The following is a 25,772-nucleotide window of genomic DNA, read 5'->3' as shown; positions in this document are numbered from 1 at the left end:
CACCCGTGCCCCGCACCGGACCGCCCGCCACCGCGGGCGGCCGGTCCCCGCCTGCCCGAGGGCAGCGCTCGCACCGAGAGGTCCCCACCGTGACCGCGCTCCACCCCGCTCCGCCCACCACCTCCGCCCGTCCGGAGGTCCGCTGGGTCGCCTACACCGACCCGCTCGTCCGCCCGATGCTGGTCGAGCTCGACCAGGAGTACGGCGTCCGCTACGGCCACACCCTCGGCGACCTCGACGCCGAGACCCTCCGCGAGGCGAGCCGGTTCGCCCCACCGTCCGGCGGGGTGGTCCTGCTGCTCGACGGCGGTACCCCCGTCGCGGGGGGCGCCTTCCGCCGGTGGGACTCCGACACCGCCGAGCTCAAGCGGATCTGGACCGGCTCGGCGTACCGCCGCCGCGGCCTGGCCCGCCGGGTGCTCACCGAGCTGGAGGACACGATCGCCGCCCGCGGCTACCGGCGCATCTACCTGACGACCGGTCCGCGCCAGCCCGAGGCCCGCCACCTCTACCTCGCCGCGGGCTACACGCCGCTCTACGACCGGACCCTGCACCCGGAGACGGTCGGGCCGCACCCGTTCGAGAAGTACCTGACCGGGGGCTTCGCGTGAGCAGCCGCACCGAGGCCCGGGCCGCCCCGGGCGCCGTCCCGCCCACCGGGGACGACGCCGCCGGCCTGCGGGTCGTCCCGGCCCGGCACCCGTGGCGGTGGGCGGGGACCGCGGTGGTGGCGGTCCTGGCCGCGATGGCGGTCAACGCGCTGGTCACCAACCCGGCCTGGGACTGGCCGACCGTCGGCCGCTACCTGTTCGCCCCGTCCATCGTGAACGCGGTGCTGCTGACGCTGCAGCTCACGGTGCTCGGCATCGTCGTCGGGTTCGTGCTCGGCACGGTGCTCGCGGTGATGCGGCTCTCGCCCAACCCGCTGCTGCGCTCGGTCAGCTGGACCTACATCTGGATCTTCCGGTCCGTGCCGCTGATCCTGCAGCTGCTGTTCTGGTACAACCTCGCCCTGCTCTACGACCGGCTCTCGATCGGCATCCCGTTCGGGCCGTCGTTCGTCGAGTTCGGCACGATGGAGCTGGTCAGCCCGGTCACCGCGGCGGTGCTGGGGCTCGGCCTGCACCAGGCCGCCTACGCCGCCGAGGTCGTGCGCTCGGGGTTCCTGGGCGTCGACGCCGGCCAGCTGGAGGCCGCCACCGCGCTCGGCATCCCGGCCTGGCGCCGGTTCCGGCGGATCCAGCTGCCGCAGGCGATGCGGATCATCGTCCCGACCGCGGCGAACGAGCTGATCGGCCTGGTCAAGGGCACCTCGGTGGTCTACATCATGGCGCTGTCCGAGCTCTTCTACCAGGTGCAGGTCATCTACACCCGGACCGGACGGGTCATCCCGATGCTGCTTGTCGCCGCCGTCTGGTACCTGGTGCTGACCAGCGCGCTGTCGGTCGGCCAGTTCTACGTCGAGCGGTACTACGCCCGCGGCGCGCAGCGCACGCTGCCACCGACCCCGTTGCAACGCGCGCGGGCCGCGGTGTCCGGACGGCGCCGGCGGGGGGCCACGGCATGACCGCCGCCGGCACTGTCCCGATGGTGGAGCTGCGCGGGGTGCACAAGAGCTTCGGTCCGCTGCCGGTGCTGCGCGGGGTCGACCTGACCGTCGCCCCCGGCGAGGTCACCGTCGTCATCGGGCCGTCCGGGTCGGGCAAGTCCACCCTGCTGCGCACCATCAACCACCTGGAGAAGGTCGACCGCGGCACGGTCCGGGTCGGCGGCGAGCTGATCGGCTACCGGCGGGTCGGCGACCGGTTGCACGAGCTGCCGGAGCGGCGCATCCTGCGCCGGCGCAGCCGGATCGGCTTCGTGTTCCAGAGCTTCAACCTGTTCGCCCACCTGACGGTGCTGGAGAACGTCGTCGAGGCGCCGCTGTCGGCGCAACGCCGCGACCGTGCCACCGTCCACGCCGAGGCCCGTGAGCTGCTCGCCCGGGTCGGGCTCGCCGACAAGGCCGACGAGTACCCGCGGCGGCTGTCGGGCGGTCAGCAGCAGCGCGTCGCGATCGCCCGCGCGCTCGCCCTGCACCCGCAGCTGCTGCTGTTCGACGAACCGACCTCCGCGCTCGACCCGGAGCTCGTCGGCGAGGTCCTCGAGGTCATCTCCGATCTCGCCCGGGACGGCACGACGATGGTCGTGGTCACCCACGAGATCGGCTTCGCCCGCGAGGTCGCCGACACCGTCGTGTTCCTCGACGAGGGCCGCGTCGTCGAGTCCGGCCCGCCCGCCGCGGTGCTCGACACCCCGCGTGAACCCCGTACCCGCGCCTTCCTCGGCGCGGTCCTGCGCTGACCCCGGTCTGCGCCGACCTCCCCACAGGAGTATCGATGTCCCGGATCCCCCGGCCGCTGCGCCACCTGCGCCTCGCGGCCGTCGCCCTCGTCCTGCCCCTGGTCGCCGCCGTCGGCTGCTCCGGCGCCGATCCCGACCAGGCCGCCCCGGTGGACCCCGGGACGGCGGTGAACACCAGCCCGGAGCAGAACCGCGTCCGTGCGGACCGCATCGAGGCCATCGCCGCGACGGTCCCCGCCGCGGTCCGCGAGTCGGGAAAGCTCACCGTGGCCACCACCGGCAGCGGTAACCCGCCGCTGTCCTTCCGCGCCGACGACGACCGCACCGTCATCGGCGTCGAGCCGGACCTGGCCCAGCTCGTCGCGGACACGCTCGGGCTGCGGCTCGACCTGCAGCCGACGTCGTGGGAGAACCTGTTCCTCGGCGTCGAGTCCCCCACCTACGACGCGGGGTTCTCCAACATCACCGTGACCGAGGAGCGCAAGGACAAGTACGACTTCGCGACCTACCGCGTCGACACCGTCACCTTCGAGGCCCGCAACGCGGGGAGGGTGGAGCGGATCGAGAAGCCCGCCGACATCTCCGGGCTCACCATCGGCGTCTCACCCGGCACCAACCAGGAGCAGATCCTGGTCGAGTGGAACCGGCAGAACGAGGCCGCGGGGGTCGCACCGGCGACGATCCAGTACTACCAGAACACCGGTGACTACTACCTCGCCCTGGACTCCGGACGCCTCGACGCCTACCTCGGCCCGAACCCCGGCGTCGCCTACCACGTCGCCACCGGTAGCACGACGAAGGCGGTCGGCTCGCTCAACGGCGGCGGCGGGGGAGTGCAGGCCGACATCGCGGCCATGACCCGCCGCGGCGACGGGCTGGTCGGCCCGATCCACGAGGCGATCGACGCGCTCATCGCGAGCGGCAAGTACGGCGAGGTGCTGGCGCGGTGGCACCTGGAGAACGAGGCGCTGCAGGACTCCCGGATCAACCCGCCCGGGCTGCCGCGCCGGGCGGCGTCCTGAGCGACGCGCGGTCAGCCGGCCGGGGGCGGGTGGTCCCCGGCCGGCGGCAGCACCGCGGCCAGCGCCGCGCTGGCCGTCTCGACCAGCCGGGGGTCGGCCCCGGCCCGGACCCGCAGGTGCAGCGGCTCGGACGGCGCCCCGGGCAGGTCGGTGCACTCCTCCAGCCCCTCGGGTGGGTCGCCCAGCCCGGCGACGAGCGCGACCCCCAGACCACCGCGCACCGCGTTCAGCACCCCGGCGAGGTAGGCGGCCTCCCCGACGACGGTCGCCGCCATCCCGGCGGCGGACAGCGTCTGCAGGGCGCGGCGCCGGATGGTGCACGGCGAGTCGATCACGACCAGCGGCACCGGACCGTCCGCGGGACGACGCCAGCCCGGCGCCGCGTACCAGGTCAGCGGGATCGCCCCGGCGGCGACGCCGGGGCCGTCGACCACGTCGCCGATGTACATCGCCAGATCGAGCGTGCCGCGGTCGACGGCGTCGTTCAGCCGGCTGGAGCGGTCGAGTCGGAAGCGCACCGCGGTGCCGGGGAACACCTCCTGCAGCCGCTCCATGACCCGGGGCAGCAGCTCGTCCGCGGCGTGCTCGGTGGAGCCCAGCACCAGGGACTCGCGGGTGTCGCCGACGCCGAGACGGCGCAGTGCGTCGTCGTGGGCGGCCAGGATGCGACGGGCCTCGCCGAGCAGCGCCTCGCCCTCGGCGGTGAACCGGCTGACCCGGCCGTCCTTGCGGACCAGCGGGCGTCCGACGGCCTTCTCCAGGCGACGGACGTGCTGGCTGACCGCGGACTGGGACAACGTCAGGGACTGCGCCGCGCGGTGGAACCCGCCCTGGTCGGCGACGGCGACGATGCTCCGCAGCGCGGTGATGTCGAGGACGGCGGGCACGGTACCGAGGCTACCGACAATGATCGCGGATCGCGATCGGTTGTGATGCGCATTCGTCGTTGGACCCGGGCGCCCCGGCCGTCTGTGATGGTGGGCATGACCCGCCCGCGCTTCGCGACCCCCGGCCGGCACGTTCCGGCCGCGGTCGCGTGCCGTGACGGCGGGTTCACGCGTCGCCGGGTCGTCGACCACGGCACCGTCTGCTCCGCGGCCTGTCCGGCCCGCTGAACCACGGGTCGGTCGCGACCCGTCCGGAGCGCGCGGCCCCGGTCGCCCTCCGCCGGCCCTCCCCGGGCCGGTGTCCTCCGGCGTCACCCGAGACGACGTCACCCGAGAAAGAGATGAGTCCTCCATGACTGCAGTCGGCACGACCCCGGTCCTCGCGTCCTGGACCGAGCCCGAGGGCATCCGTCCCCGCGGCACCGTCGTCGTCGTCCCGGGCCGCGGCGAGCACGCCGCGGTCTACGAGCGGTTCGGCAGGCGCATCGCCGCCGACGGCTACCGCGTCTGGGCGGTCAGCGACCCCACCGTCGACGCCGCCCGCACCCTGGGCCAGATCCGCTCGCTGCTCGACCGCACCCCGTCCGAGGAGCCGGGTGAGGCCGGTCCGCCGCCGCGGGTGCTGGTCGGCTCCGACACCGGCGCGCTGTTCGCGGCCGGGCTGGTCGCCGACGGCGCCGCCGGCATCGACGGCCTCGTGCTAGCCGGGCTCCCGCTGCACACCACCCCGGGCGCACCGGACTGGGCCGACGAGCTCGCGCTGCGCACGTCCTGCCCGACCCATCGCGGCCGCCTCGACGCCGACGACACCGTCCGCCGCGGCGCGCTCACCGGCCGGCTCCCCGACGGCTGGGTCGACCGGGCCCGCCCGGCCGCGTTCGGGGTGCCGGTCCTCGGCCTGCACGGCGCCGCCGACGCGGTCAGCCCGCTCGCCGACGTCCGCGACTTCTACGCCGCCCTCCCGGACGGGGAGCTGGTCGGCGTCGCCGGCGGTGTGCACGACGCCCTCAACGACGCGACCCACCGCATCGCCGCCGCCACCGCGGTGCTGTTCCTGGAGCGGCTGCGTGTCGGGTCCCCGCTGGCCCGTGTCGAGGTCGCGGCGGTGCCGCGGTGACGCGTTACGTCGTGGTCGGCGCCGGGGCGGTCGGCGCCACGCTGGCCGCCGAGCTGCACCTCGCCGGGCGCCAGGTCGTGCTCGTCGCCCGCGGTGCACAGCTCGCCGCGCTCCGCGGCGGCCTGCGGTACCTGCGTCCCGAGGGGGAGCAGCGGGTCGGCGTGCCCGTCGCCGGGCAGGACGAGGTGACCCTGCGCGCCGACGACGTGCTCCTGCTGGCCACGAAGGCCCAGGACGCCGACGCGGCGCTGGCCCACTGGGCCGCACGCCCAGTCGCCGGCGGCACCGCGGCCGCGTCGCTCCCGGTCGTCGTGCTGCAGAACGGCATGGACACCGAGTGGGCCGCACTGCGCCGGTTCACGACCGTGTACGGCGCCGTCGTGCGCTCGCCGACGACCTACCTCACCCCCGGCGAGGTCGTCTCGCCGGGCGCACCCGCGGCCGGGCTGGTCTGGCTCGGCCGGTACCCGGCGGGCCGCGACGCGCGCGCCGAGGAGATCGCCGCCGACCTGACCGGCGGCCCGCCACCCCACCCAGCTCGTCGACGACGTGCCGCGCTGGAAGGCGGGCAAGCTCCCGCAGGTGCTGGGCAACGCCCTCGACGCGCTCTACCCGCCGGGGCGACTGCGTGAGCGGGCCGCGGCCGCGCTGCGCGCCGAGGCCCGCGAGGTGTACCGGGCCGCGGGCGTCGACCCGGCCGACCACCGTGCGGAGTCCACCGTGGACCTCGGTTCACTGATGGTGCGGCCGGTGCCCGGAGCACCGGCCGCGGGGCGTTCCACCTGGCAGAGCCTGCGCCGCGGGGTGAGCCCGGAGACCGACTTCCTCAACGGCGAGATCGTGCTGCTCGCCGGTCTGCACGGCACCACGGCGCCGCGCAACGCCGCCGTCGCGGACCGGGTGCGCCGCGCCGTCGCCGACGGGGCCGGGGCGCACGACCTCGACGACGCCGACCTGGCCGCGACCCTGCCCTCGGTGTCCGTGCTCGTCGACGCGGGTGCGCTGGCCGCCGAGCTGGCGGGGGACACCCCGCCGGTGCTGCTCGACGTCCGCTGGGCCCTCGGCGACCCGCACGGGCGCGAGCACCACCGCGCCGGGCACCTGCCCGGCGCGGTGTACGTGCCGCTGGACACCGAGCTCGCCGCGCACTCCGACGACCCCCGCGACGGCCGCCACCCACTGCCCGACGTCGCGGCCCTGCAGACGGCGGCGCGGCGCTGGGGCGTGCGCGCCGACCGCCCGGTCGTGGTGTACGACGCCGCCGCCGGGCGCGCGTGGTGGTTGCTGCGCTGGGCCGGGCACGACGACGTCCGGCTGCTCGACGGCGGCCTGGCCGCCTGGACCGCCGCGGGCCTGCCCGTCGAGTCCGGGGACGTGCCCGACCCCGAGCCCGGCGACGTCGTGCTCACCGGCGGCGCGCTGCCGGTCCTCGACGCCGACTCCGCCGCCGCGCTGGCCCGCGACGGGCTGCTGCTCGACGCCCGCGCCGGGGAGCGCTACCGCGGTGAGACCGAGCCGGTCGACCCGCGCGCCGGGCACGTCCCCGGCGCGGTGAGCGCTCCCACCGGGGACAACCTCGCCCCCGACGGCCGCTTCCGCGACCCCGCCGCGCTGCGCGCCCGCTTCGCCGCGCTCGGTGCGCTCGACCGGCCGGTCGGTGTCTACTGCGGATCCGGGGTGACCGCCGCCCACCAGGTGGCCGCGCTCGCCGCGGTCGGTGTGCGCGCCGCGCTGTACCCGGGGTCCTGGTCGGCGTGGTCGAACGACCCGGCGCGCCCGGTCGCCACCCGGGCGCAGCCGTGACCGGCGCCGAGGCCCGCACGCCGCCCGGACGGGGCACCACGCGGTCATCGATCGCGTCGCGTGATCGGAACCGATCCCGATTCGTCGCTGGACCCCGACCGGTCGTCCGGGATTCACTCGTCGGTGTGGACACGACGACCTCGACCGGGCCCGCGGCGCCGCGCCGCCGTCCGGCACCGTCGTGCCCGCCGCCCGCGCCGACCGGTTTCACCCGGCGCCGCGTGATCGACCACGGCACCGTGTTCTCCGCGGGCTGTCGCGCCCGCTGAGACCCGGCCGCAGCGCCGCCCCCCGGGTCCCTCCTCCGGTCCCTGCGTGCCCCCACCGCACGCCGCCCTCCCGACCCGCCCTCCCGGCGGGCCCGCCCCCGCCGTACCGCCCTGCGGTCCGCGGCGGGGCGCCGAACCGGAAGCAGACCTCCCTGTGCCCAGCCGTGCCGTCAGCACCGTGACCCACCCCCGTACCGACCCGTCCGCCCTGGCGGGATGGAGCACCGACCCGGCCGTCCGGACCGCCGCCCGCCTGGACCGCTCCGGGTTCGACCCGGGCTCGATCCCGGATGCCGTCGTCGCCGCCCGCTCGGTGGACGACGTCGTCGAGCTGCTGACCCACGCCCACGCCACCGGCACCCCGGTCGTCGTCCGCGGGGCCGGGACCGGGCTGTCCGGGGGAGCGGTCGCCGGGGCCGGGAGCGTGGTGCTCGACCTGAGCGGTCTCGACCGGATCGTGGAGATCTCCCCGGTCGACGAGCTCGCCGTCGTCGAGGCCGGGGTCCTCACCGCCGACCTCGATGCCGCGGCCGCCGCGCACGGCCTGCGCTACGCCCCGGACCCGGCCAGCGCGGCGATCTCCACGATCGGCGGGAACATCGCGACCAACGCGGGCGGGCTGCGCTGCGCCAAGTACGGCGTCACCCGCGAGGCCGTGCTCGGCCTGGACGTCGTCCTCGCCGACGGCCGCCGGGTCGCCACCGGACGGCGCACCGTCAAGGGCGTCGCCGGCTACGACCTGACCGGACTGTTCGTCGGTTCCGAGGGGACCCTCGGGGTGGTCGTCGGCGCGACCGTCCGGCTGCGGCCGGTCCCGGTCGCGACCGCGACCCTGGCCGCCTGGTTCGACGACGTCACCACGGCCGCCGCCGCGGCCGCCGCGATCACCGCGGCCCGGCTGCAGCCCGCCGTCGCCGAGCTGCTCGACACGACGTGCCTGGACGCGATCGCCGCGGCCGGCGGGGCCGCGTCGCACGGGGCGGCGTTCCTGCTGGTCCAGACCGACGGGTTCGGCGCCGCCGCGGAGATCGACGCGGTGCGCGCCGTGGTCGCCCCGCTCGCGTCGCGGGTCGACCTCGCCACCGACGACGCCGGGTCGGAGGCTCTGCTCGCCACCCGCCGCGCCGGGCTGCCGGCCCTGGAGCGGCTGGGCCGGGTCCTGGTCGAGGACGTCGCGGTGCCGCGCTCGCGGCTCGCCGAGGCGGTCACCGCGATCGCCGCGATCTCGGCCCGCAGCGGGATCCGGATCGCGACGATGGCGCACGCCGCCGACGGCAACCTGCACCCGATCCTCGTCCTCGAACCGGGCCGTGAGCTCGACCAGCAGGTGTGGGACGTCGCCGGGGAGGTGTTCGCGACGGCACTGCGCCTGGGCGGCACGCTGACCGGGGAGCACGGCGTCGGCTGCTCAAGCGCCGCTGGCTGCGCGACGAGCTCGGCGACGACCTGGTGGACCTGCAGCAGCGGCTGCGGTCGGTGTTCGACCCCCGCGGCGTCCTCAACCCCGGCAAGGCCCTCTGACATCCCCGGGACGCCGCGCCCGACCGCCCACCCGTGACCCGACACCCGCCGGACGTGCCGCACCGCCGCGCCCCGGCCGTCCGCCCGTACCCGCACCGAGGAGACACCGTGCCCGACACGCCCGTGACCGCTCCGTCCCACACCGCCCGTCCGACACCGTTCCCGAGACGGCCGCCCGCGGCGTCGAGTTCATCTCGCTGTCGCACCTGAACCCCTCCACCGAGCTCGCCCCGCTGCCGACCCGCGGCATCGACCTGCCCTACTTCCGGCGCTACGTGCGCACCCTGGAGGAGTCCGGCTACGACTACACGCTGCTGCCCTACGGCTCGAACACCGCGGACTCCTTCGTCGTGGCCTCCGCGGTCGGACAGCTCACCGAGCGGCTGCGCCCGATCGTCGCCGTCCGGCCGAACACCGCCTTCCCCCTGGTGGTGGCCCAGCAGCTCGCCACGCTCGACCAGCTGACCGAGGGGCGCGCCGTCGTCCACCTCATCTCCGGCGGCAGCGACGCCGAGCAGGCCCGCCAGGGCGACTACCTGCCCAAGGCCCGCCGCTACGCCCGCACCAGCGAGTTCATCACGCTGCTGCGCCGCGCCTGGACCGAGACCGAGGCGTTCGGCCACGACGGGGAGTTCTACCGCTTCGACGACTTCGGGCCCGGCTTCGCGCCCTACGGCGACACCATCCCGATCTCCATCGGCGGCCAGTCCGACGAGGCGTTCGAGATCGGTGGCCGGCAGGCCGACGTGTTCAGCTTCTGGGGCGAGCCGCTCGCCGACATCCGCGCCCAGATCGGCCGGGTGCACGCGATCGCCGACGCCGCGGGCCGGCCGCGGCCGCGGATCTGGGTGACCTTCCGCCCGATCGTCGACCGCACCGACGAGCTGGCGTGGGCCAAGGCCTACCGCTACGCCGACGCCATCGGTGCGAGCTTCCGGCGCGGCGCGACCAAGCACCGCTTCACCGGCAGCCCGCAGAACGTCGGCTCGCAGCGGGCACTGGAGTTCGCCGCTCGCGCCGAGGTCTACGACCGTGCGCTGTGGACCCGCACCGCCGCCGTCACGAACGCGGGCGGTGCGTCGACCGCGCTGGTCGGCACCCCCGAGACCGTCGCCGCGGCGATCGTCGACTACATCGACCTGGGCGCCGACCTCGTGTCCATCCGCGGCTACGACACCCTCGCCGACGCCGCCGACTACGGCCGCCGGGTGCTGCCCCTGGTCCGTGAGGAGCTCGCGCACCGCGACGCCACCGGGCGCCGGGGCACCCTGCAGGCCGACCACCCGGGCGCGTTCGCCCCCGGTTTCGACGCCGACGCGCTGGCCGGTGTCCGGTGACCGCGCTCGACGAGCGGACCGCGGCGCTCCCGGTCCCCGACCTGTCCGACGCCGCGCTGGCCGCGGTGACCGCCGAGCTCGCCGCCACGGCCGAGACCTACGACCGCAGCGGTGCCGTCCCCGAGGCGGGCATCGCCGCGGTGCACCGGGCCGGGCTGCTCACCGCCACCGTCGCCCGGCGGCACGGCGGCCCCGGGGTGTCGCTGCTCGACGCGGCCCGGATCCTCGTCGCGCTCGGCGAGGGCGACCCCTCGGTCGCCCTGATCACCGCGAACACCCTCAACGCGCACCAGGGCCAGGCCGCCGCCGCGACCTGGCCGGAGGCCACCTACGCGGAGATCCTGCGCCGCTCGGTGCACGAGCCGGTCCTGATCAACGCGGTGCGTGCCGAGCCCGAGCTGGGTGCCCCGGCCCGCGGCGGGCTGCCCGCCACCGTCGCCCGCCGCACCCGCGACGGGTGGTCGCTCTCGGGCCGCAAGGCCTACGCCACCGGTGGCACCGCGCTGGCCCACCACGTGGTCTGGGCGGTCACCGACGACGACGAGCCGCGCGTCGGGCACCTGCTCGTGCCCGCCGACGCCCCGGGCATCAGCTGGGTCGAGACCTGGGACCACCTGGGCCTGCGCGCCTCGAACACCCATGATGTGGTCTACGACGACGTCGCGCTCCCGCTCGACGCGTTCGTGGAGATCCCCCGCGGCGACGACGGCGTCTACCGCGACCCGGCCGCCGTCGCCGGCCCGGCGAGCCTCGGCCACCCCGCGCTCTACGTCGGGGTGGCGCGCGCCGCCCGGGCCGCGTTCGTCCGCTACGTCCGCGAGCGGGTCCCCACCGCGCTCGGGCGCCCGATCGCCGAGACCGACCGCATCCGCACCGTCGCCGGCGAGATCGACGCCCACGTCGCGCAGGCCGAGACCCTCCTGTACGGGGCCCTGCTGCGAGCGGGCTCCGGCGAGACCTCGCACCTGCCGCAGCTCTCGCTGCTCAAGGTGCAGATCGCCCACTCGGCGATCACGGCGGTCGAGACCGCCGTCGCCGCGCTGGGCAACCCCGCGCTCACCCGACACCTGCCGTTCGAACGGCACCTGCGGGACGTGCTCTGCGTGCGGGTCCACCCGCCGCAGGCGGACGCCGCGTTCCTCGACGCCGGCCGCCGCCTCCTGTCCCGCCCCACCCCGCAGGAAGAGAACCCCCGATGACCACCCCCTCCCGCCGGTCGGTGCTGCGCGCCGCCGCCGGTGTCCTCGCCGCCGCCGTCCTCGCGTCGGCCTGCGGCACCGGAGCGGTGCAGAACACCGCCGCCGGCGCCCCCACCGACGGCGGCGACCTGACCTTCCTCATCGACTCGCTCGGCGACACCTGGGTCCCGAACGACAGCTCGATCTCCAGCTTCCAGGGCCACGTGTGGGGTCACGTCACCGACAAGCTCGTCTACGTCGACGACAAGGGCGCCGTGTCGCCGTGGGTCGCGCAGAGCTGGCAGCAGAACGCCGACGCCACCGAGTTCACCCTGAAGCTGCGTCCCGGTGTCACGTTCTCCGACGGGTCCCCGGTCGACGCGGCCGCCGTCGTCGCGAACCTCGACATCTGGGCCAAGGGCCGCCCCGACGAGGGCATCAAGCCGATCGGGCTGTTCCCGAAGACCTACCAGGCCGCCCGGGCGGTCGATCCGACGACGGTGCAGGTCACGTTCCGCTCGCCGACGCTGGGCTTCATCCCGACCCTGGGCTACCACGGCTCGATCCTGATCTCGCCGAAGACGCTCGCGCTGCCCGCCGCCCAGCAGGCCGACCTGTCGAACGACATCGGCTCCGGCCCGTACGTCGTCGAGTCCTGGCGCGACGACGACAACGTCGTGCTCCGCAAGCGCCCCGACTACGACTGGGCGCCCGCCGCGCTGGACCACCAGGGCCCGGCCCGGATCGACACGCTGACCTACAAGGTCGTCTCCGAGCAGCAGGTCCGCACCTCCTCGGTGCAGTCCGGGCAGGCCGACGTCGCCTACAACCCCTCGCCCAAGGAGCTGGAGACGCTCAAGGCGCAGGGCCTGACCACCGCCACCCCGCGCTACCTCGGCTTCGTCAACGGCTTCGCGCTGAACACGACGGTCGCCCCGTTCGACGACGTCCGCGTCCGCCAGGCCGTGCAGCACGCCATCGACCGCGACGAGATCATCGCGACCGTCTACACCCCGGACTGGCAGAAGGCCGAGTCGTTCATCCAGAGCAACGTCCCCGGTGCCACCGACCACTCGTCGTCGTTCGCCTTCGACGTGGCGAAGGCCACGGCGCTGCTCGACCAGGCCGGCTGGGTGCCCGGCCCCGACGGGATCCGCGTCAAGGACGGGAAGCGTCTCTCGGTCACGCTGCACCCCAACCCCTACCTCGCCACCTCGAGGGCGATCGACGAGCTGATCGCCCAGCAGCTGCGCAAGGTCGGGATCGAGGCGCCGATCCAGGCACTCGACGTCGTCAACTACACGCAGAAGGTCGTCGTCGGGAGCCCCACGGTGCCCGCCTACGAGGTCACCCGCAGCTTCATCGACGCCGGCACCGTCTCCGGCGTGCTCACCGACGCGAACAAGGGGGAGAACTGGTTCGGCCTCGGCCGCAGCGACCAGAAGCTCGACCAGCTCGCCGACGGCATCGCCGGGGCGAAGGACACCGCCGCGCGCAACGAGCTCCTCGACCAGCTGCAGGCCCACGTCCTCGACCAGGGGTACTTCGTGCCGATCACCCAGATCGTGCAGCGCATCTACGCGCAGTCCCCTCGGGTCCAGGGCGTGACCTACAACGGCGTCGCCTACGCGAACTACTACACCGCATGGCTGCAGGACTGATCGCGCGATGAACCGGGACTACGTCAGCTACGCGCTGCGCCGCGCCGGGCAGTCGCTCGTCGTGGTGGCCCTCGCCTACGTGTTCACCTTCGTCGTGATCAGCGTCCTGCCGGGCGACCCGGTGACGACGACGCTGCGCAACCCCGAGAACGGGTTCACCGAGGAGGAGATCGCGCGGATCGTGGCCTACTACGGCCTCGACCGCCCCGTCCCGGTCCAGCTGTGGGAGTCGGCGTCCCGGTTCGTGACGGGCGACCTCGGCCTCTCGCTGCGGTCCAACCTGCCGGTGTCCGGGATGGTGGCCGAGGCGCTGCCCTCCACCCTGGCGCTCGCCGCATCGGCCATGACGATCGCCGTCGTGATCGCCTTCGGCGTCGCGTTCGGTGTGCACCGGCTGCCCGCCCCGTACAGCTCGATCCTGCGGTCGGTGCCCGCGCTGTCGCTGTCGGCGCCGACCTTCCTGGTCGGGCTGCTGCTGATCCAGGTGTTCTCCTTCCGGCTCGGGTGGTTCCGGGCCATCGACGCCGACTCCGCCGTCGCGACCTTCTTCGCGGCGCTCACCCTCGGGATCTGGGTCTCCGCCCAGATCGCCGAGGTGCTCATCGCCAACCTCGACCACGAGGCCGACCAGGAGTACGTGGCGGTGGCCCGCTCCCGCGGGCTCACCCGGACCCGGCTGCTGGCGCGGCACCTGCTCCGGCCGTCGTCGCTGCCGGTGGTGACGGTCTTCGCGCTGATGGTCGGTGAGGTCCTCGGCGGCGCGGTGATCATCGAGGCGGTCTTCGGGCGCACCGGGCTCGGCAGTCTCGTCGAACGCTCGGTCGCCATGCAGGACCTGCCCGTCCTGCAGGCGGTGGTCACCCTCGCCGCCGTCGTGTTCGTCGTCGTCAACCTCGTCGCCGACCTGGTCTATCCGCTGCTCGACCCGCGGGTGCGACCGGTGGCCCGCCAGGAAGCAGGAGTGACCGCATGAGCGCCCCCGCCCTCACCCGCACCGACGGGGCACCCGAGCCGGACGCCCGCGCCGCCCGGACCCGTCGGTGGGCGCCGCCGACGGTGCTGGCCTCGTTCGTGGTCGTCGCGCTCGTGCTGGCCTGGGCGGTCGCGCCCGGGCTGTTCACCAGCCACGACCCGGTCGACGGGATCCCCTCGGAGCTGTTCCGCCCACCCGGTGCCGGGCACCTGCTCGGCACCGACCAGCTGGGCCGTGACGTGTTCGCCCGGATCGTGCACGGCACCGCCTCCTCGGTGACCAGCGCGCTGGTCGCGGTCGCGATCGGTGTCCTCGTGGGTGGCGCGATCGGGCTGCTCGCCGGGTTCCTCGGCGGCCTCGTCGACGTCGTGCTCGCCCGGCTCGTCGACGTCCTGCTTGCCATCCCCAGCTTCCTGCTCGCCGTGGTGATCGTCAGCGCGCTGGGGTTCCAGACCATCAACGCCGCCGTCGCCACCGGCATCTCCGCGATCGCGGTGTTCGCCAGGGTGATGCGCTCGGAGGTGCTCAAGACCCGCTCGGCCGTCTACGTCGAGGCCGCCCTGCTGCTCGGCGGCTCCCGCTGGCACGTGCTGCTGCGCCACGTCCTGCCCAACGCCTCGCGCTCGGTGCTGCAGCTCGCCGTCCTGCAGTTCGGGCTCTCGGTGCTGGTCATCGCCAGCCTCGCGTTCCTCGGCTACGGCGACCCGCCGCCCGCCTCGGACTGGGGTCTGCTCGTCGCGACCGGCAAGGACTACCCGCTGGCGCCCTGGCTCGTCTGGGCGCCGGCACTCGTCACGATCGTCACCGTCCTCTCCGTGAACAGGATCAGCCGATGGCTCCGCACGACCGACTGACCGGCACCGTCCTCGACGGGGCTTGACCCCAGATCTTGGACACGCTGATTCCAGCACTGCTGGGGAAGCGAGATGATCCAGCGATCATGGCCAGGAAGAGTTTCACCGACGAGTTCCGTCGGCAGGCTGTTGATCTGTATGAGTCCACCCCGGGTGCCACCGTCCGTGGTATCGCCGACGACCTGGGCATCGCGCGGGGCACGTTGCGGGACTGGCTCACGATCCACGGCACGGGGAACAAGACCGCAGCTGATGGCAGTAGCTGCCCCAGCCCGGTACAGCCCATGCGTACCACGCCGGGGTCGGGCCTGGGTGGGGAGGAACCACCGAGGCAGAAGATCGCCCGTCTCGAGGCCCGGGTCCGTGAACTCGAGATCAGCGAGAAGAAGCTGACCGCCGAGCGGGAGATCCTGCAGCGGGCGGCCAAGTATTTCGCGGGGGAGACGCGCTGGTGACCCGCTTCCAGTTCGTCGCTGACCACCGGCACACCTTCGAGGTGAAGCGGTTGTGCGAGCTCGTGCACGTCTCGAGGTCGTCGTTCTACGCCTGGTTGGCTGCGGCCCCGGTCCGGGCGCGGCGGGCCGCTGGTGATGCGGTGTTGGTGGCGCGGATCCAGACGATCCATGACGGCGACAACACCATCGGTGCGCCGCGGGCCACCACAGAGCTCAACGACGGTGTCGCCGCCGCCGATCGGGTCAACCACAAACGCGTCGCGCGGGTCATGCGCGCGGCCGGGATCGCCGGCTACCGCCGCCGACGCCGCGTGCACACCACGATCGTCGAGCAGCCCCGGCAGACGGTGCCCGACCTGCTCAGGCGGGATTTCACCGCCCCAGCACCGAACCAGGTCTACGTCGGTGACATCACCTACCTGCCCCTCGCAGGCGGGACGAACCTGTATCTGGCCACGGTGATCGACTGCTGCTCCCGCAAACTCGCCGGCTGGGCCCTGGCTGATCACATGCGCACCGACCTGGTCAACGACGCGCTCCACGCCGCGGAACGGGCTCGTGGGTCGCTGCGCGGGGCGGTCTTCCACAGCGACCACGGAGCGGTCTACACCTCGAGTGCCTACGCCGAGCTCTGCGACCGGCTCGGGGTGACCCGTTCCATGGGCGCGGTCGGGTCGTCGGCGGACAACGCCTTGGCCGAGTCGTTCAACGCCACCGTCAAACGCGAGGTCGACACCGACACCGACACCGACACCGACACCGGCGCCGATCCCGCCGGCGCCGCGGAACCCACCGACCTGCCCGGACCGCCGCTGCTGCGGGTCTCGGACCTGACCGTGCACTACGGCCACCACCGCGTCGTGTCCGGTGTGGACCTGACACTGGCCGCCGGCGGCTCGCTCGCGGTGATCGGCGAGTCCGGATCGGGCAAGTCCACGATCGCCCGCTCGCTGCTGCGGCTGCTGCCCACACCCGGCCGGGCCACCGGCCGGGTCGAGGTCGACGGCCGCGAGGTGCTGGGCCTGTCCGAGCGCGCGTTCCGGCCACTGCGCGGACGTACCCTCGGGTTCGTCCCGCAGGATCCGGCCAGCTCGCTCAACCCGGTCCGCACCATCGGCTCGCAGGCCCTGGAGGCGGCCGCGCTCGCCGCCGGCGTCGCGCCCGCCGACCGGCGCGCCCTGGTGCTCGACACCCTGGAGCGCGTCGGGCTGCCCGACCCGGTCCGGGTCTACGGTGCCTACCCGCACCAGCTCTCCGGCGGGATGCTGCAACGCGTCCTCATCGGCCTCGCGGTCCTGCCCCAGCCGTCGCTGCTGGTCGCCGACGAGCCGACCTCGGCACTCGACGTGACCGTGCAGCGCCGCATCCTCGACCTGCTCACCGGTCTGCGCACCGAGCTCGGCATTGGCCTGCTGCTGATCACCCACGACCTGGCCGTCGCCGCCGACCGGGCCGAGGAGCTGCTCGTCCTCAAGGACGGCACCGTGCAGGAGACCGGCCCGACCCGGCAGGTCTCGCAGCGCCCGGCCTCGGAGTACGCGCGCCGGCTGCACGCCGACGTGCCCGCACTGCACCCCGACCGCTGGGCCGAGCTGCGCGCGGTCGGCCGGTCCCGGTCCGGGGCCGAGCCGCGGATCGAGCTCGACGGCGTCGCCAAGACCTTCCCGGGCGGTGTCGTCGCCGCCGACGACGTGTCGTTCCGCGTGCCGTCGGGCACCACCCACGCGCTGGTCGGCGAGTCCGGGTCGGGCAAGACGACCGCGGTCCGGATGCTGCTCGGTCTGGAGCGGCCCGACGCCGGGCGGATCGTCGTCGCGGGTCGCACGCTGCACGGCCGCTCGCGCGCCGAGCTGCGCGACATCCGTCGCCACCTGCAGCTCGTCTACCAGAACCCGTTCACCTCGCTGGACCCGCGATGGAAGGTCGGACGGCTGGTCCGCGAGCCGCTGGACCGGTTCCGGGTCGGCGACCGCGGCGAGCGCACCGCGCTGGTGCGGGCCGCCCTCGCCTCGGTCGGTCTGGCCGAGGAGCTGCTCGACCGGCGCCCGGCCGCGCTGTCGGGCGGGCAGCGGCAGCGGGTCGCGCTCGCCCGCGCCCTGGTGCTGCGACCGGACGTGATCGTGCTCGACGAGCCGACCTCCGCGCTCGACGTCACGGTGCAGGCTGGGATCGTGGAGACGCTGCTGCGGCTGCAGGCCGAGCTGGGGCTCACCTACGTGTTCGTCTCGCACGACCTGGCACTGGTCCGCCAGCTCGCGCACACGGTGTCGGTGCTCCAGCACGGACGCGTGGTCGAGTCCGGTCCGGTCGCGTCGATCTTCGACGAGCCGCGCGCGGAGTACACCCGCACGCTGCTCTCCTCGCTGCCCGGGACCGGGCGGGCCGCCGCGTGAACGCCCCGGCCACGTCGTCGACCGCGTCGGGCCCACGGACGGCCGCTCCGGCGGGCGGGCCCCGCCCGGTGACCGGGCTCGGCTTCAACACCCGGGTGTCCTGGTCCGACGACCACGGCCCCGCCGCCGGGCTCGCCGAGGGGATCGCGCTCTACCGGGCCGCCGAGGACCTCGGCTACGACACCGGGTGGGCCTACCAGCGTCACTTCGACCACTACCTGTCCTCGCCGCTGCCGTTCTTCGCCGCCGTCGGGCAGCACACGTCGCGGATCCGGCTCGGTTCCGCGGTGCTCCCGATGCGCTACCAGGACCCGGTGCTGCTCGCCGAGGCCGCCGGGACCACCGACCTGCTCGTCGGCGGCCGGCTGGAGCTGGCGCTCGCGACCGGCTCCCAGGCGTCGTGGGACGCGGTGTTCGGCGGTGTCGACACCGACCCGCGGACCGAGGCGCTGCGCCGGCTCGACCGGTTCCTCGCCGGGGTGTCCGGCGAGGCGCTGCACGTCGTCGACGGGCCGGGCCAGGGCGCCCCGGTCGGCACCCCGATCCGGGTCACCCCGCACAGCCCCGGGCTGCGCGGCCGGCTGCGGATCGGCGCGGCGAGCACCGATTCCGCGCGCCGCGCGGCCCGCCTCGGGCTCGGCCTGATCACCGGCACCGTGCTGCACGGCCTCGCCGAGGGGGAGACGTTCGCGCAGTACCAGGCCCGGGTGATCGCGGCCTACCGCGACACCTGGTACGAGGTGCGCGGCTCCACCCCGCCGCCGGTCGCCGTCGCCGCGTCGATCCTGCCCGGGACCACCGCGGCGCTGCGCGAGACCTACGCCGCCTACGACCACCAGCGCCGCACCGAGGGGATGGCCGCGTCCCGGCCGCGCGGCGCACTCGAACCGGTGGTCGGCGCGCAGCTCCCGGCCGGGCAGCGGATCAGCCCGGTGCACCACGGCACCCCCGACGAGGTCGCCGCCTCGGTGCTCGCCGACCCCGGGATCGCCGCCGCCGACGAGGTCGTGCTGTTCCTGCCACCGGGCTTCGGGCCCGGGGCGAACGTCCGGCTGCTCACCGACCTCGCCGCCGTCGCCCCGGCCTGGGGCTGGTCCCCGGCCTGACCCGCGCCCGGGTCACACCGGCGGCCGGTGCGCCCCCACCGGGCGCACCGGCTCGTCGTGGCGGGTCAGCTCGACGGCCGCGTGCTGGCCGGTGCAGCCCTGCGCCAGCGGCGAGGAGCCCACGTCGCGGGTGAGCACGTTCGGGTTGCCGTGCACGCAGAACGGCCGCTCCGCCGCCGGGTCCAGTGGGTCGAACCAGGCCCCGGTCGGCAGCTGCACCACCCCGGCCCGCACCTCGTCGGTGACCCGGGCCGCGGCCAGACAGGCCCCGCGGTCGTTGTGCAGCCGGACCAGGTCGCCGTCGGCGATGCCGCGGGTCGCGGCGTCGTCCGGGTGGACGGCGACGACCTCGCGGCCGTCGATCTTGTGCGCGGCGCTGTGCTCACCGAAGTCCAGCTGCGAGTGCAGCCGGGTCGCCGGTTGGTTCGCGACCAGCCACAACGGGTGCCGCGCGGTCGGCGCGTCGGTCGGTGCCCGCCACACCGGGTACCCGGGGGCGTCGGCGTAGCCGAATGCGGCGACGGTCGCCGAGTACAGCTCGATGCGGCCCGACGGCGTCGGCAGCGGGTGCGCTGCGGGGTCGGCGCGGAACGCGGCGAGCACGTCCCCGTCGTCGGGACGGGTGGGGAGCGCGAGCTCGCCCTCGACGCGGAACCGGTCGTAGGACGGAGCGGGCAGACCGCGGGCGGCCAGGTCGGCGCGGGTCACCTCGTAGAGGTGGGCGAGCCAGCCGTCGGTGTCCCGGCCGCCGGTGAACGCCGCGCCCGCGCCGAGCCTCTCGGCGAGCGCGGCGAGGACGGCATGGTCGTCGCGGGCCTCGCCGGGCGGGTCGGTGAGCCGGTGCATCGCGGTCATCACCGGGTCGTGGCGGCTCGCGCCGATGTCGTCACGCTCGATCGTCCAGGTCGTCGGGAGCACGACGTCGGCGTGCCGGGCGGTCGCGGTCCAGGCCGGCTCGTGCACCACGAAGGTGTCGAGCCGGGCGACGGCCCGGCGCAGCCGCCCGAGGTCCTGGTGGTGGTGGAACGGGTTGCCGCCCGCCCAGTAGGCGAGTCGCACGTGCGGGTAGCGGCCGCGGCGGCCGTCGTGGTCGTAGGGCTCGCCGGGGTGCAGCAGCATGTCCGCGACCCGGGCCACCGGGATCGCCTCGTCGACGCCACCCGTGCCCTGGGGGAGCGCCCCGATCGCGACGTCGACCCGGGGCCTGCCGTAGTGCCCGATCGAGCCCAGCCCGTAGCAGAACCCGCCGCCGGGCAGCCCGATCTGGCCGAGTGCGGCGGCCAGGGCGATCCCCGCCCAGACCGGTTGCTCGCCGAACTCGGCGCGCTGCAGCGACTGCGCGACGGTGACCAGGGTCCGCCCGGCCGCCGCGCACCGCGCGAGCCCGCGGATCGCCTCGGCCGCCACCCCGGTGATCCCCGCCGCCCAGACGGCGTCCTTGACGACGCCGTCGTCGCTGCCGCGCAGGTACCCGGCGACCCGGTCCCAGCCGACGCAGTACCGGTCCAGGAACGCCCGGTCGTGCCGGTCCTCCTCGAGCAGGGTGTGCAGCAGCCCGAGCATCAGCGCGGTGTCGGTGCCCGGCGGCAGCGACAGCCACCGCGGGCGCGCCTGCGCCGGCAGGTCCGAGCGCAGCGGCCCGATGTTCACCAGGTGCGCGCCGCGCGCGGCTGCCGCGGCCAGCGCCGAGCGCTCCACGTGGGCGCTGATCCCGCCCGCCCCGACCGTGGAGTTCTTCAGGTTCATCCCGCCGAAGGCGAGCACCGTGTCGGTGTGCGCGGCCACCTGGTCCCAGGTCACCGGCCCCTTGGAGACGACATCGGTGGGGCCCAGCACGTGGCGCAGCACCGTCTCCGCGGCGGCCGCGCTGTAGGTGCCGACCGAGCGCACGTACCCGCCGAGCACGGTGTTCAGGAAGCGGTGGACCTGGCTCTGCGCGTGGTGGAACCGGCCCGCGCTGGCCCAGCCGTAGCTGCCGCCGTAGACGGCCTGCGGGCCGTGGGTGTCGCGGACCCTGGCGAGCTCGGCGGCGAGCCGGTCGAGCACCTCGTCCCAGCCGACCTCGACCCAGCGGTCGGCGCCGCGTCGCGCGTCCGGGCCGGGGCCGTCGGTCCACCACCCGAGCCGCACCGCGGGGCGCCGCACCCGTGCCGGGTGGTCGACGGCGGAGGCGACGTTGCCGAGCAGCGGCGACGGGTCGGGGTCGCCGGGCCGGGGGAACACGGCGAGCCCGGAGGGGGAGGTGACGGCCCGGAACGAACCCCAGTGCGAGCTGTGGTGGCGGGCGGACGGCGGGGGAGCGGGGACGGCCACCGTCCGAGTCAAGGCGGCCGGGACCGGCGGTGTCCAACGACGATCCGCCATCGCCGTCGATCGTCCTGCGCGATCGGTCCGGCCGGCGGTGCCGGGTCGCACCCCTGTGGGGCACCCGACGACGCGGTGCCGGGAGCGGAATCCGGCGCCCTCTCCCAGGACCGGACGGGCGCCCTATGGCGCCGCCCCGGTGTCGGCGCCCCCGTGGCTGCGGGACCTGGAGCGGGCTACCGGGCCAGGGCACGGCGCCACTGGGCGGTGACGCTCCGGCGCAGCGCCTCGGTGTCGACGCTGTCCGGGGCGAGCAGCCGCTGCAACGCGATCCCGCGCAGCTGCCCGACGACGGCGGTCGCGACCTCGTCCGCGCCGGCGTCCGCCGTGATGCTGCCGTCCGCGATGCCGGCCTCGACGTCGTCGCGCAGGTCGGCGCGGAAGGCCGCGTCCCGTTCGCGGAAGATCGGGGCGAGCTCGGGCTGGGTGGCGGCCTCGGCCCACAGCAGCAGGAAGGCCTGATGGAACGCACCGATCCGGCCGAGCTCCCCGAGGTAGCCGTCGATCAGCCGCAGCAGGCGGTCGAGGCCGGGTGGGAGGCCGTCGAGTCCCGGGGCGAACCCGGCCTGGGTGGCGCGCGCCAGCCGCTCCACCAGCGCCTGCTTCCCGCCGAAGTGGTGGGTGACGATGCCGCGGCTGTACCCGGCCCGTTCCCCGACACGGGCGAGCGTCAGCGACCGCACGCCCTGCTCGACGACGAGTTCGGCGGCAGCGGTGAGCAACGCGGCTTCGGCCTGGTCGCGGCGTTCCTGCTGGGTACGGCGCATGGCCGGACACTAGCAAACGAACTTGCGTGTTATCCAACAAGTATGCGTAGGGTGGGTGTCAGGAGGTTCCGATGATCGAGATCGAAGACCACGCCCTGGACGCCCTGCTGGCCGACGACCCCGGTGGCCCGGTCGTGATGCTGAACCTGTTGCGGTTCCGCCCGGACGGCGGCCGGGAGAGCTACCAGCGCTACGCCGACGCTCTCCGGGCCGAGCTCAACCCCCGCTACGGCCTGCAGGTGGTGTACCTCGGTGTCGGTGAGCCGGCGCTGGTCGCCGAGAGCGGGCAGGCGTGGGACATGGTGGTGCTGGTCCGCTACCCGGACCGGGAGGCCTTCGCGGCCATGGTGCGCGATCCCGAGTACCAGGCGATCACCCACCTGCGCACCGAGGCGCTGGTGGAGTCGGTCCTGCAACCGACGACGCCGGTGGCGGGCTGATGCCCGCGGTGTTCGTCCACGGCAACCCCGAGACGTCGGCGGTCTGGGACCTGCTGCTGGCGGAACTCGCGCCCACGCGGACCGACGTGGTGTGCCTGTCGCCGCCCGGTTTCGGTGCGCCCCTGCCCGCCGGGTTCGAGGCCACCCCGGCCGGCTACCGCGACTGGCTGGCCGGCAAGCTGGCGGCCTTCGGCGAGCCGGTGGACCTGGTGGGCCACGACGTCGGCGGCATCCACGTCCTCAATGTCGTGCTGAGCCACCCGCACCTGGTCCGCAGCTGGGTCAGCGACGCCCTCGGAGTGTTCGACCCGGACCACGAGTGGCACGAGCTCGCCCGCCGCTGGCAGACCCCGGGCGTCGGCGAGGCCGACGTCGCGGCGCGCTTCGGTGCCGCGCCCGCCGAGCGCGCCGCGGTGCTGGTGGAACGCGGGATGGGTCGGGCGGTCGCGGCGCGCGTCGCAGCCGGGCAGGGCGAGGAGATGGGCCGCGCGGTGCTCTCCCTGTACCGGTCCGCCGCCGCGGCCGGTGCGCCCGGCCTCGGCCTGCCGCTGGAACGCGCGGCGGCCCGGCCGGGTCTCGCCGTCCTGGCGACCGCCGACCACGTCGTCGGCACCGAGGAGCAACGCCGCAGGGCGGCCGCCCGCGCCGGGGCCCGGGTCGCGGTCCTCGACGGTCTCGGCCACTGGTGGATGACCCACGAGCCGGCCCGTGGCGCCGCGGCGCTGACCGGGTTCTGGGCGTGCCTGCACTGAGGCACGGCGGGCGGTGCTGGTCGGCCCGGGGGCGGACGGGGGAAGCGCGACGGCGCCGCGCCCGGCCGCCCGTTCGACGGGTCAGTCCGCCCGGGACGCGGCCTCGGCGGTGACCGCGCGGGCGACCTCGTCCGGCACGACGCGGGCGCCCGGCCGGTAGGTCACCGACCGCAGGTCGCCGGTGAACCGGAAGATCCCGCGCTGCCGCCGCAGCGCCCAGGACACCGGCCCGCGGGCGTCGCGGCCGACCGAGATGCCGCTCCAGGGTGCCATCCCGGTCAGCGCCCACCGGTCGGGCAGCGCGGTGACCGGGGCCCCGTCGGCGGAGACGGCGAGGTGCCAGCGCAGGTCCGGGGTCGCCGTCACGGACAGGACGACCGTGCGGGTCCCGGCCGGGGCCGGGCCGTCCGCGGTGGACACCCGGCCGCCCGCGTTGTGCAGCACGACCAGCCGCCCGTCCTCGACTGCGAGCAGGTAGCCGCCGAACGCGTCGCCGTGCGCGACGAGCACGCCCTCGTCGCCCGGGGCGAGCCCGCCGAGAGCGACCTCGACGTCGAACGACCGGAACGCGACGAGCTGCGCGGACCGGTAGCGCTCCAGCACCGGGGTGCCGGGCAGGATCCGCACCGGCTCGGCCAGGCGGGCCTCGCCCGGCCGTCGCACCGCCAGGTCACCGCGGTCGAGCAGCGGGAACACGGTGTTCTCCCAGGCGGCGCGCTCCCAGGCCGCGGCGAGCTCGGCGGCCCGCTGCGGATGGGCGGCGGTGAGGTCGACCAGCTCGGCGGGGTCGGTGCGCACGTCGTAGAGCGCCCAGGCCGGGTCGTCGATGTCGCGGTGGCCCGGCTCGTGGCGGGCGAGCAGCTTCCAGCCGTCGCGGTAGAGGCCGCGGTGCCCACCCATCTCGGAGTACTGCTCGAGGTGCGGGCTCGCGGTCACCTCGCCGCGCAGGAACCCGCCCAGGTCGACGCCGTCGGGCTCGGCGGTCGGCGTGCCCGCGCGCTCGGCGAGCCGGGGCACCCCGGTCAGCGCGAGCAGTGTCGGGACCAGGTCGGTGACGTAGGTGTAGTCGCGCAGCACCCGTCCGGCGGGCAGGCCCCGCGGCCAGGACACCAGCAGCGGCACCCGTACCCCGCCGGCGTAGGTCTGCCCCTTGTAGAACCGGAACGGGGTGTTCGACACCTGTCCCCAGCCGCGCGGGTAGTGCGCGCCGAGCTCCTCGGACCCGATGAGCGACTCGTCGTGGTCGACGTCGCGCTCCCAGTCCGCGGGGACGGGATGGTGCACGAAGCGGGTGAAGTAGCTGCGGGTGCCCTCCGGGCCGCCCTCGGCGGTGCCGCCGTTGTCGGAGGTGAACACGATGATCGTGTCGTCGAGCTCGCCCAGCTCCTCGAGCAGGGCGGTGACCCGGCCGAGCGAGGCGTCCACGGTGGACACCATCGCCGCGTAGACCTCCATGTAGCGGGCGTAGCGGCGGCGTTCGTCGGGCGACAGCGACTCCCACGGCGGCACGTCGTAGCCGGGTTCGGGGTTGCGCGGGGCCTGCCGGGTGCCGGGCGGGAACAGGCCGCGGTCGAGCTGGCGGGCGAAGCGGGCCTCGCGGACGGCGTCCCACCCGGCGGCGTAGCGGCCCTCCTGCTCGGCGAGGTCGGCGGCGGGCACCTGCAGCGGCCCGTGCATCGCGACGTGCGCGAGGTACAGCAGGAACGGCCGGGTGGCGTCGTGCGCGCGCAGCTCGGAGACCATCGCGCACGCGCGGTCGGTCAGATCGTCGGTGACGTAGTAGCCCGGCGGGTACTCGTCGACGTCGAGGGCGTGCTCGTCGACGGTGATCTGGTTGGGGTGGAAGAAGGAGTTCAGGCCCTCCAGCGAGCCGTGGTAGCGGTCGAACCCGCGCCGGGTCGGCCAGGAGTCCCGCGGCCGGCCGGGCGCCAGGTTCGCGTCGCGGACCAGGTGCCACTTGCCGACGGCGAACGTGGCGTACCCGCCGGCTTGCAGGTGCTCGGCGAGGGTCGCGGCGTCGTCGCCCAGCTCCAGGCGCATGCCGGGGAAGCCGGGGTCGGCGTTGGCGACCCAGCCGTACCCGGCCCGGTGCGGGTTGAGCCCGGTCAGCAGCGCGGCCCTGGCCGGGGAGCACAGCGGTGCGGTGTGGTGCTCGGCCAGGGTGAGCCCGGCCTCGGCCAGCCGGTCGAGGTGCGGGGTGGGGATCTCCGAGCCGTACGGGCCGATGTCGCTGTAGCCCAGGTCGTCGACGACGACCACGACGACGTTCGGTCGCCGGACCCGCGCGGGCTCGGGCGGCCACCAGCGGGTCGAGGTCGCGGCGGTCCGGCCGATGGTGCCGCCGAACCCGTCGTAGCCCCGCGCGCCGGGCGGGACGGGGGGGGACCGGCGACGCCGCGGTGGGCGGGGGATCGGTGGGCACGGCGGGACCTCCGGGCGGGGACGGGCGGGACGGGGCGGGGCGCCGACGGACGGGTGACGCAGGCCGGCCCGGCGTCCGCGGGTGCGGGCACCGGGCCGGCGGCCGGGC

At 75.2% G+C, this 25,772-nt stretch carries 22 protein-coding genes and 2 pseudogenes; 20 read left to right on the top strand and 4 right to left on the bottom strand.

Features of this window, described 5'->3' with window-relative positions:
• The first annotated feature begins 89 nt into the window (after positions 1-89).
• From KPL57_RS16605 to KPL57_RS16590, 4 genes are read left to right on the top strand one after another with little or no spacing between them, the layout of a single operon-like run.
• Positions 90-611, top strand: coding sequence for a GNAT family N-acetyltransferase (locus tag KPL57_RS16605; protein ID WP_020627245.1), 522 nt, complete (start codon positions 90-92; stop codon positions 609-611).
• Complete coding sequence (locus KPL57_RS16600; RefSeq protein ID WP_226352308.1) at positions 608-1,567, top strand: amino acid ABC transporter permease; 960 nt, start codon at positions 608-610, stop codon at positions 1,565-1,567. Before KPL57_RS16605 ends, KPL57_RS16600 begins: the two co-directional genes overlap by 4 nt.
• Positions 1,564-2,343, top strand: coding sequence for an amino acid ABC transporter ATP-binding protein (locus KPL57_RS16595; protein WP_305080512.1), 780 nt, complete (start codon positions 1,564-1,566; stop codon positions 2,341-2,343). The genes KPL57_RS16600 and KPL57_RS16595 overlap by 4 nt, the downstream gene beginning before the upstream one ends.
• A 35-nt stretch (positions 2,344-2,378) precedes the next feature.
• Positions 2,379-3,365, top strand: a complete 987-nt coding sequence (locus KPL57_RS16590; RefSeq protein WP_226352307.1) for an ABC transporter substrate-binding protein — start codon at positions 2,379-2,381, stop codon at positions 3,363-3,365.
• An 11-nt stretch (positions 3,366-3,376) separates the two neighbouring features.
• Here KPL57_RS16590 and KPL57_RS16585 read toward each other — a convergent pair whose 3' ends face one another.
• Positions 3,377-4,252 (bottom strand): LysR substrate-binding domain-containing protein, encoded by an 876-nt coding sequence (locus tag KPL57_RS16585; protein WP_226352306.1) that lies wholly within the window; start codon positions 4,250-4,252, stop codon positions 3,377-3,379.
• 96 nt (positions 4,253-4,348) lie between these two features.
• Between KPL57_RS16585 and KPL57_RS66600 the strand changes: the two genes are divergently transcribed.
• The 14 genes and pseudogenes from KPL57_RS66600 (at position 4,349) to KPL57_RS16515 (ending at position 18,919) form a co-directional block, all read left to right on the top strand.
• Complete coding sequence (locus tag KPL57_RS66600; RefSeq protein WP_264198201.1) at positions 4,349-4,480, top strand: hypothetical protein; 132 nt, start codon at positions 4,349-4,351, stop codon at positions 4,478-4,480.
• A 124-nt stretch (positions 4,481-4,604) separates the two neighbouring features.
• Positions 4,605-5,369 carry an alpha/beta hydrolase gene (locus KPL57_RS16580; RefSeq protein ID WP_226352305.1) on the top strand — a complete coding sequence of 255 codons (765 nt, stop codon included), beginning with the start codon at positions 4,605-4,607 and terminating at the stop codon, positions 5,367-5,369.
• Complete coding sequence (locus KPL57_RS16575) at positions 5,366-6,001, top strand: ketopantoate reductase family protein (protein ID WP_226352304.1); 636 nt, start codon at positions 5,366-5,368, stop codon at positions 5,999-6,001. Before KPL57_RS16580 ends, KPL57_RS16575 begins: the two co-directional genes overlap by 4 nt.
• Positions 5,919-7,172 carry a rhodanese-like domain-containing protein gene (locus tag KPL57_RS69755; RefSeq protein WP_308252898.1) on the top strand — a complete coding sequence of 418 codons (1,254 nt, stop codon included), beginning with the start codon at positions 5,919-5,921 and terminating at the stop codon, positions 7,170-7,172. The genes KPL57_RS16575 and KPL57_RS69755 overlap by 83 nt, the downstream gene beginning before the upstream one ends.
• A gap of 125 nt (positions 7,173-7,297) precedes the next feature.
• Complete coding sequence (locus tag KPL57_RS16560; protein WP_020622810.1) at positions 7,298-7,441, top strand: hypothetical protein; 144 nt, start codon at positions 7,298-7,300, stop codon at positions 7,439-7,441.
• A gap of 46 nt (positions 7,442-7,487) precedes the next feature.
• Positions 7,488-8,962 (top strand): annotated as a pseudogene (locus KPL57_RS16555) (FAD-binding oxidoreductase).
• Positions 8,963-9,237: 275 nt separating this feature from the next.
• A complete protein-coding gene (locus tag KPL57_RS16550; protein WP_374203735.1) occupies positions 9,238-10,299 on the top strand; it encodes an LLM class flavin-dependent oxidoreductase in 1,062 nt (353 codons plus the stop codon).
• The gene (locus tag KPL57_RS16545) at positions 10,296-11,498 is read left to right on the top strand and encodes an acyl-CoA dehydrogenase family protein (RefSeq protein WP_226352303.1); all 1,203 of its coding nucleotides are present in this window, start codon (positions 10,296-10,298) and stop codon (positions 11,496-11,498) included. Before KPL57_RS16550 ends, KPL57_RS16545 begins: the two co-directional genes overlap by 4 nt.
• Positions 11,495-13,138 carry an ABC transporter substrate-binding protein gene (locus KPL57_RS16540; protein ID WP_226352302.1) on the top strand — a complete coding sequence of 548 codons (1,644 nt, stop codon included), beginning with the start codon at positions 11,495-11,497 and terminating at the stop codon, positions 13,136-13,138. The genes KPL57_RS16545 and KPL57_RS16540 overlap by 4 nt, the downstream gene beginning before the upstream one ends.
• 7 nt (positions 13,139-13,145) lie before the next feature.
• A complete protein-coding gene (locus KPL57_RS16535) occupies positions 13,146-14,111 on the top strand; it encodes an ABC transporter permease (protein WP_020623331.1) in 966 nt (321 codons plus the stop codon).
• On the top strand, positions 14,108-14,965 hold the full coding sequence (locus KPL57_RS16530) for an ABC transporter permease (protein ID WP_020623332.1): 858 nt from the start codon (positions 14,108-14,110) through the stop codon (positions 14,963-14,965). Before KPL57_RS16535 ends, KPL57_RS16530 begins: the two co-directional genes overlap by 4 nt.
• Before the next feature lie 86 nt (positions 14,966-15,051).
• Positions 15,052-16,163, top strand: a pseudogene (locus tag KPL57_RS16525) (IS3 family transposase); the annotation flags it as partial.
• Between the two features lie 93 nt (positions 16,164-16,256).
• Entirely contained in the window at positions 16,257-17,813 is a 1,557-nt protein-coding gene (locus KPL57_RS16520; RefSeq protein ID WP_226352336.1) for an ABC transporter ATP-binding protein, read from the top strand.
• A complete protein-coding gene (locus KPL57_RS16515; RefSeq protein ID WP_226352301.1) occupies positions 17,810-18,919 on the top strand; it encodes an LLM class flavin-dependent oxidoreductase in 1,110 nt (369 codons plus the stop codon). The genes KPL57_RS16520 and KPL57_RS16515 overlap by 4 nt, the downstream gene beginning before the upstream one ends.
• A gap of 12 nt (positions 18,920-18,931) precedes the next feature.
• Here KPL57_RS16515 and KPL57_RS16510 read toward each other — a convergent pair whose 3' ends face one another.
• The gene (locus KPL57_RS16510) at positions 18,932-21,232 is read right to left on the bottom strand and encodes a molybdopterin-dependent oxidoreductase (protein ID WP_226352300.1); all 2,301 of its coding nucleotides are present in this window, start codon (positions 21,230-21,232) and stop codon (positions 18,932-18,934) included.
• Between the two features lie 227 nt (positions 21,233-21,459).
• Complete coding sequence (locus KPL57_RS16505; protein ID WP_226352299.1) at positions 21,460-22,050, bottom strand: TetR/AcrR family transcriptional regulator; 591 nt, start codon at positions 22,048-22,050, stop codon at positions 21,460-21,462.
• Between the two features lie 71 nt (positions 22,051-22,121).
• Here KPL57_RS16505 and KPL57_RS16500 point away from each other — a divergent pair, with 71 nt between their 5' ends.
• Positions 22,122-22,490, top strand: a complete 369-nt coding sequence (locus tag KPL57_RS16500; RefSeq protein ID WP_226352298.1) for a DUF1330 domain-containing protein — start codon at positions 22,122-22,124, stop codon at positions 22,488-22,490.
• Positions 22,490-23,242 carry an alpha/beta fold hydrolase gene (locus tag KPL57_RS16495; protein WP_226352297.1) on the top strand — a complete coding sequence of 251 codons (753 nt, stop codon included), beginning with the start codon at positions 22,490-22,492 and terminating at the stop codon, positions 23,240-23,242. Before KPL57_RS16500 ends, KPL57_RS16495 begins: the two co-directional genes overlap by 1 nt.
• An 81-nt stretch (positions 23,243-23,323) precedes the next feature.
• Here the strand turns inward: KPL57_RS16495 and KPL57_RS16490 are convergent, their stop codons facing one another.
• On the bottom strand, positions 23,324-25,501 hold the full coding sequence (locus KPL57_RS16490; protein ID WP_226352296.1) for an arylsulfatase: 2,178 nt from the start codon (positions 25,499-25,501) through the stop codon (positions 23,324-23,326).
• Positions 25,502-25,772: the final 271 nt, after the last annotated feature.

This window comes from Pseudonocardia sp. ICBG601 (genome assembly GCF_020496245.1).
The sequence above is the reverse complement of the archived record's forward strand: the minus strand, read 5'-3'. Positions and strand labels throughout refer to the sequence as shown.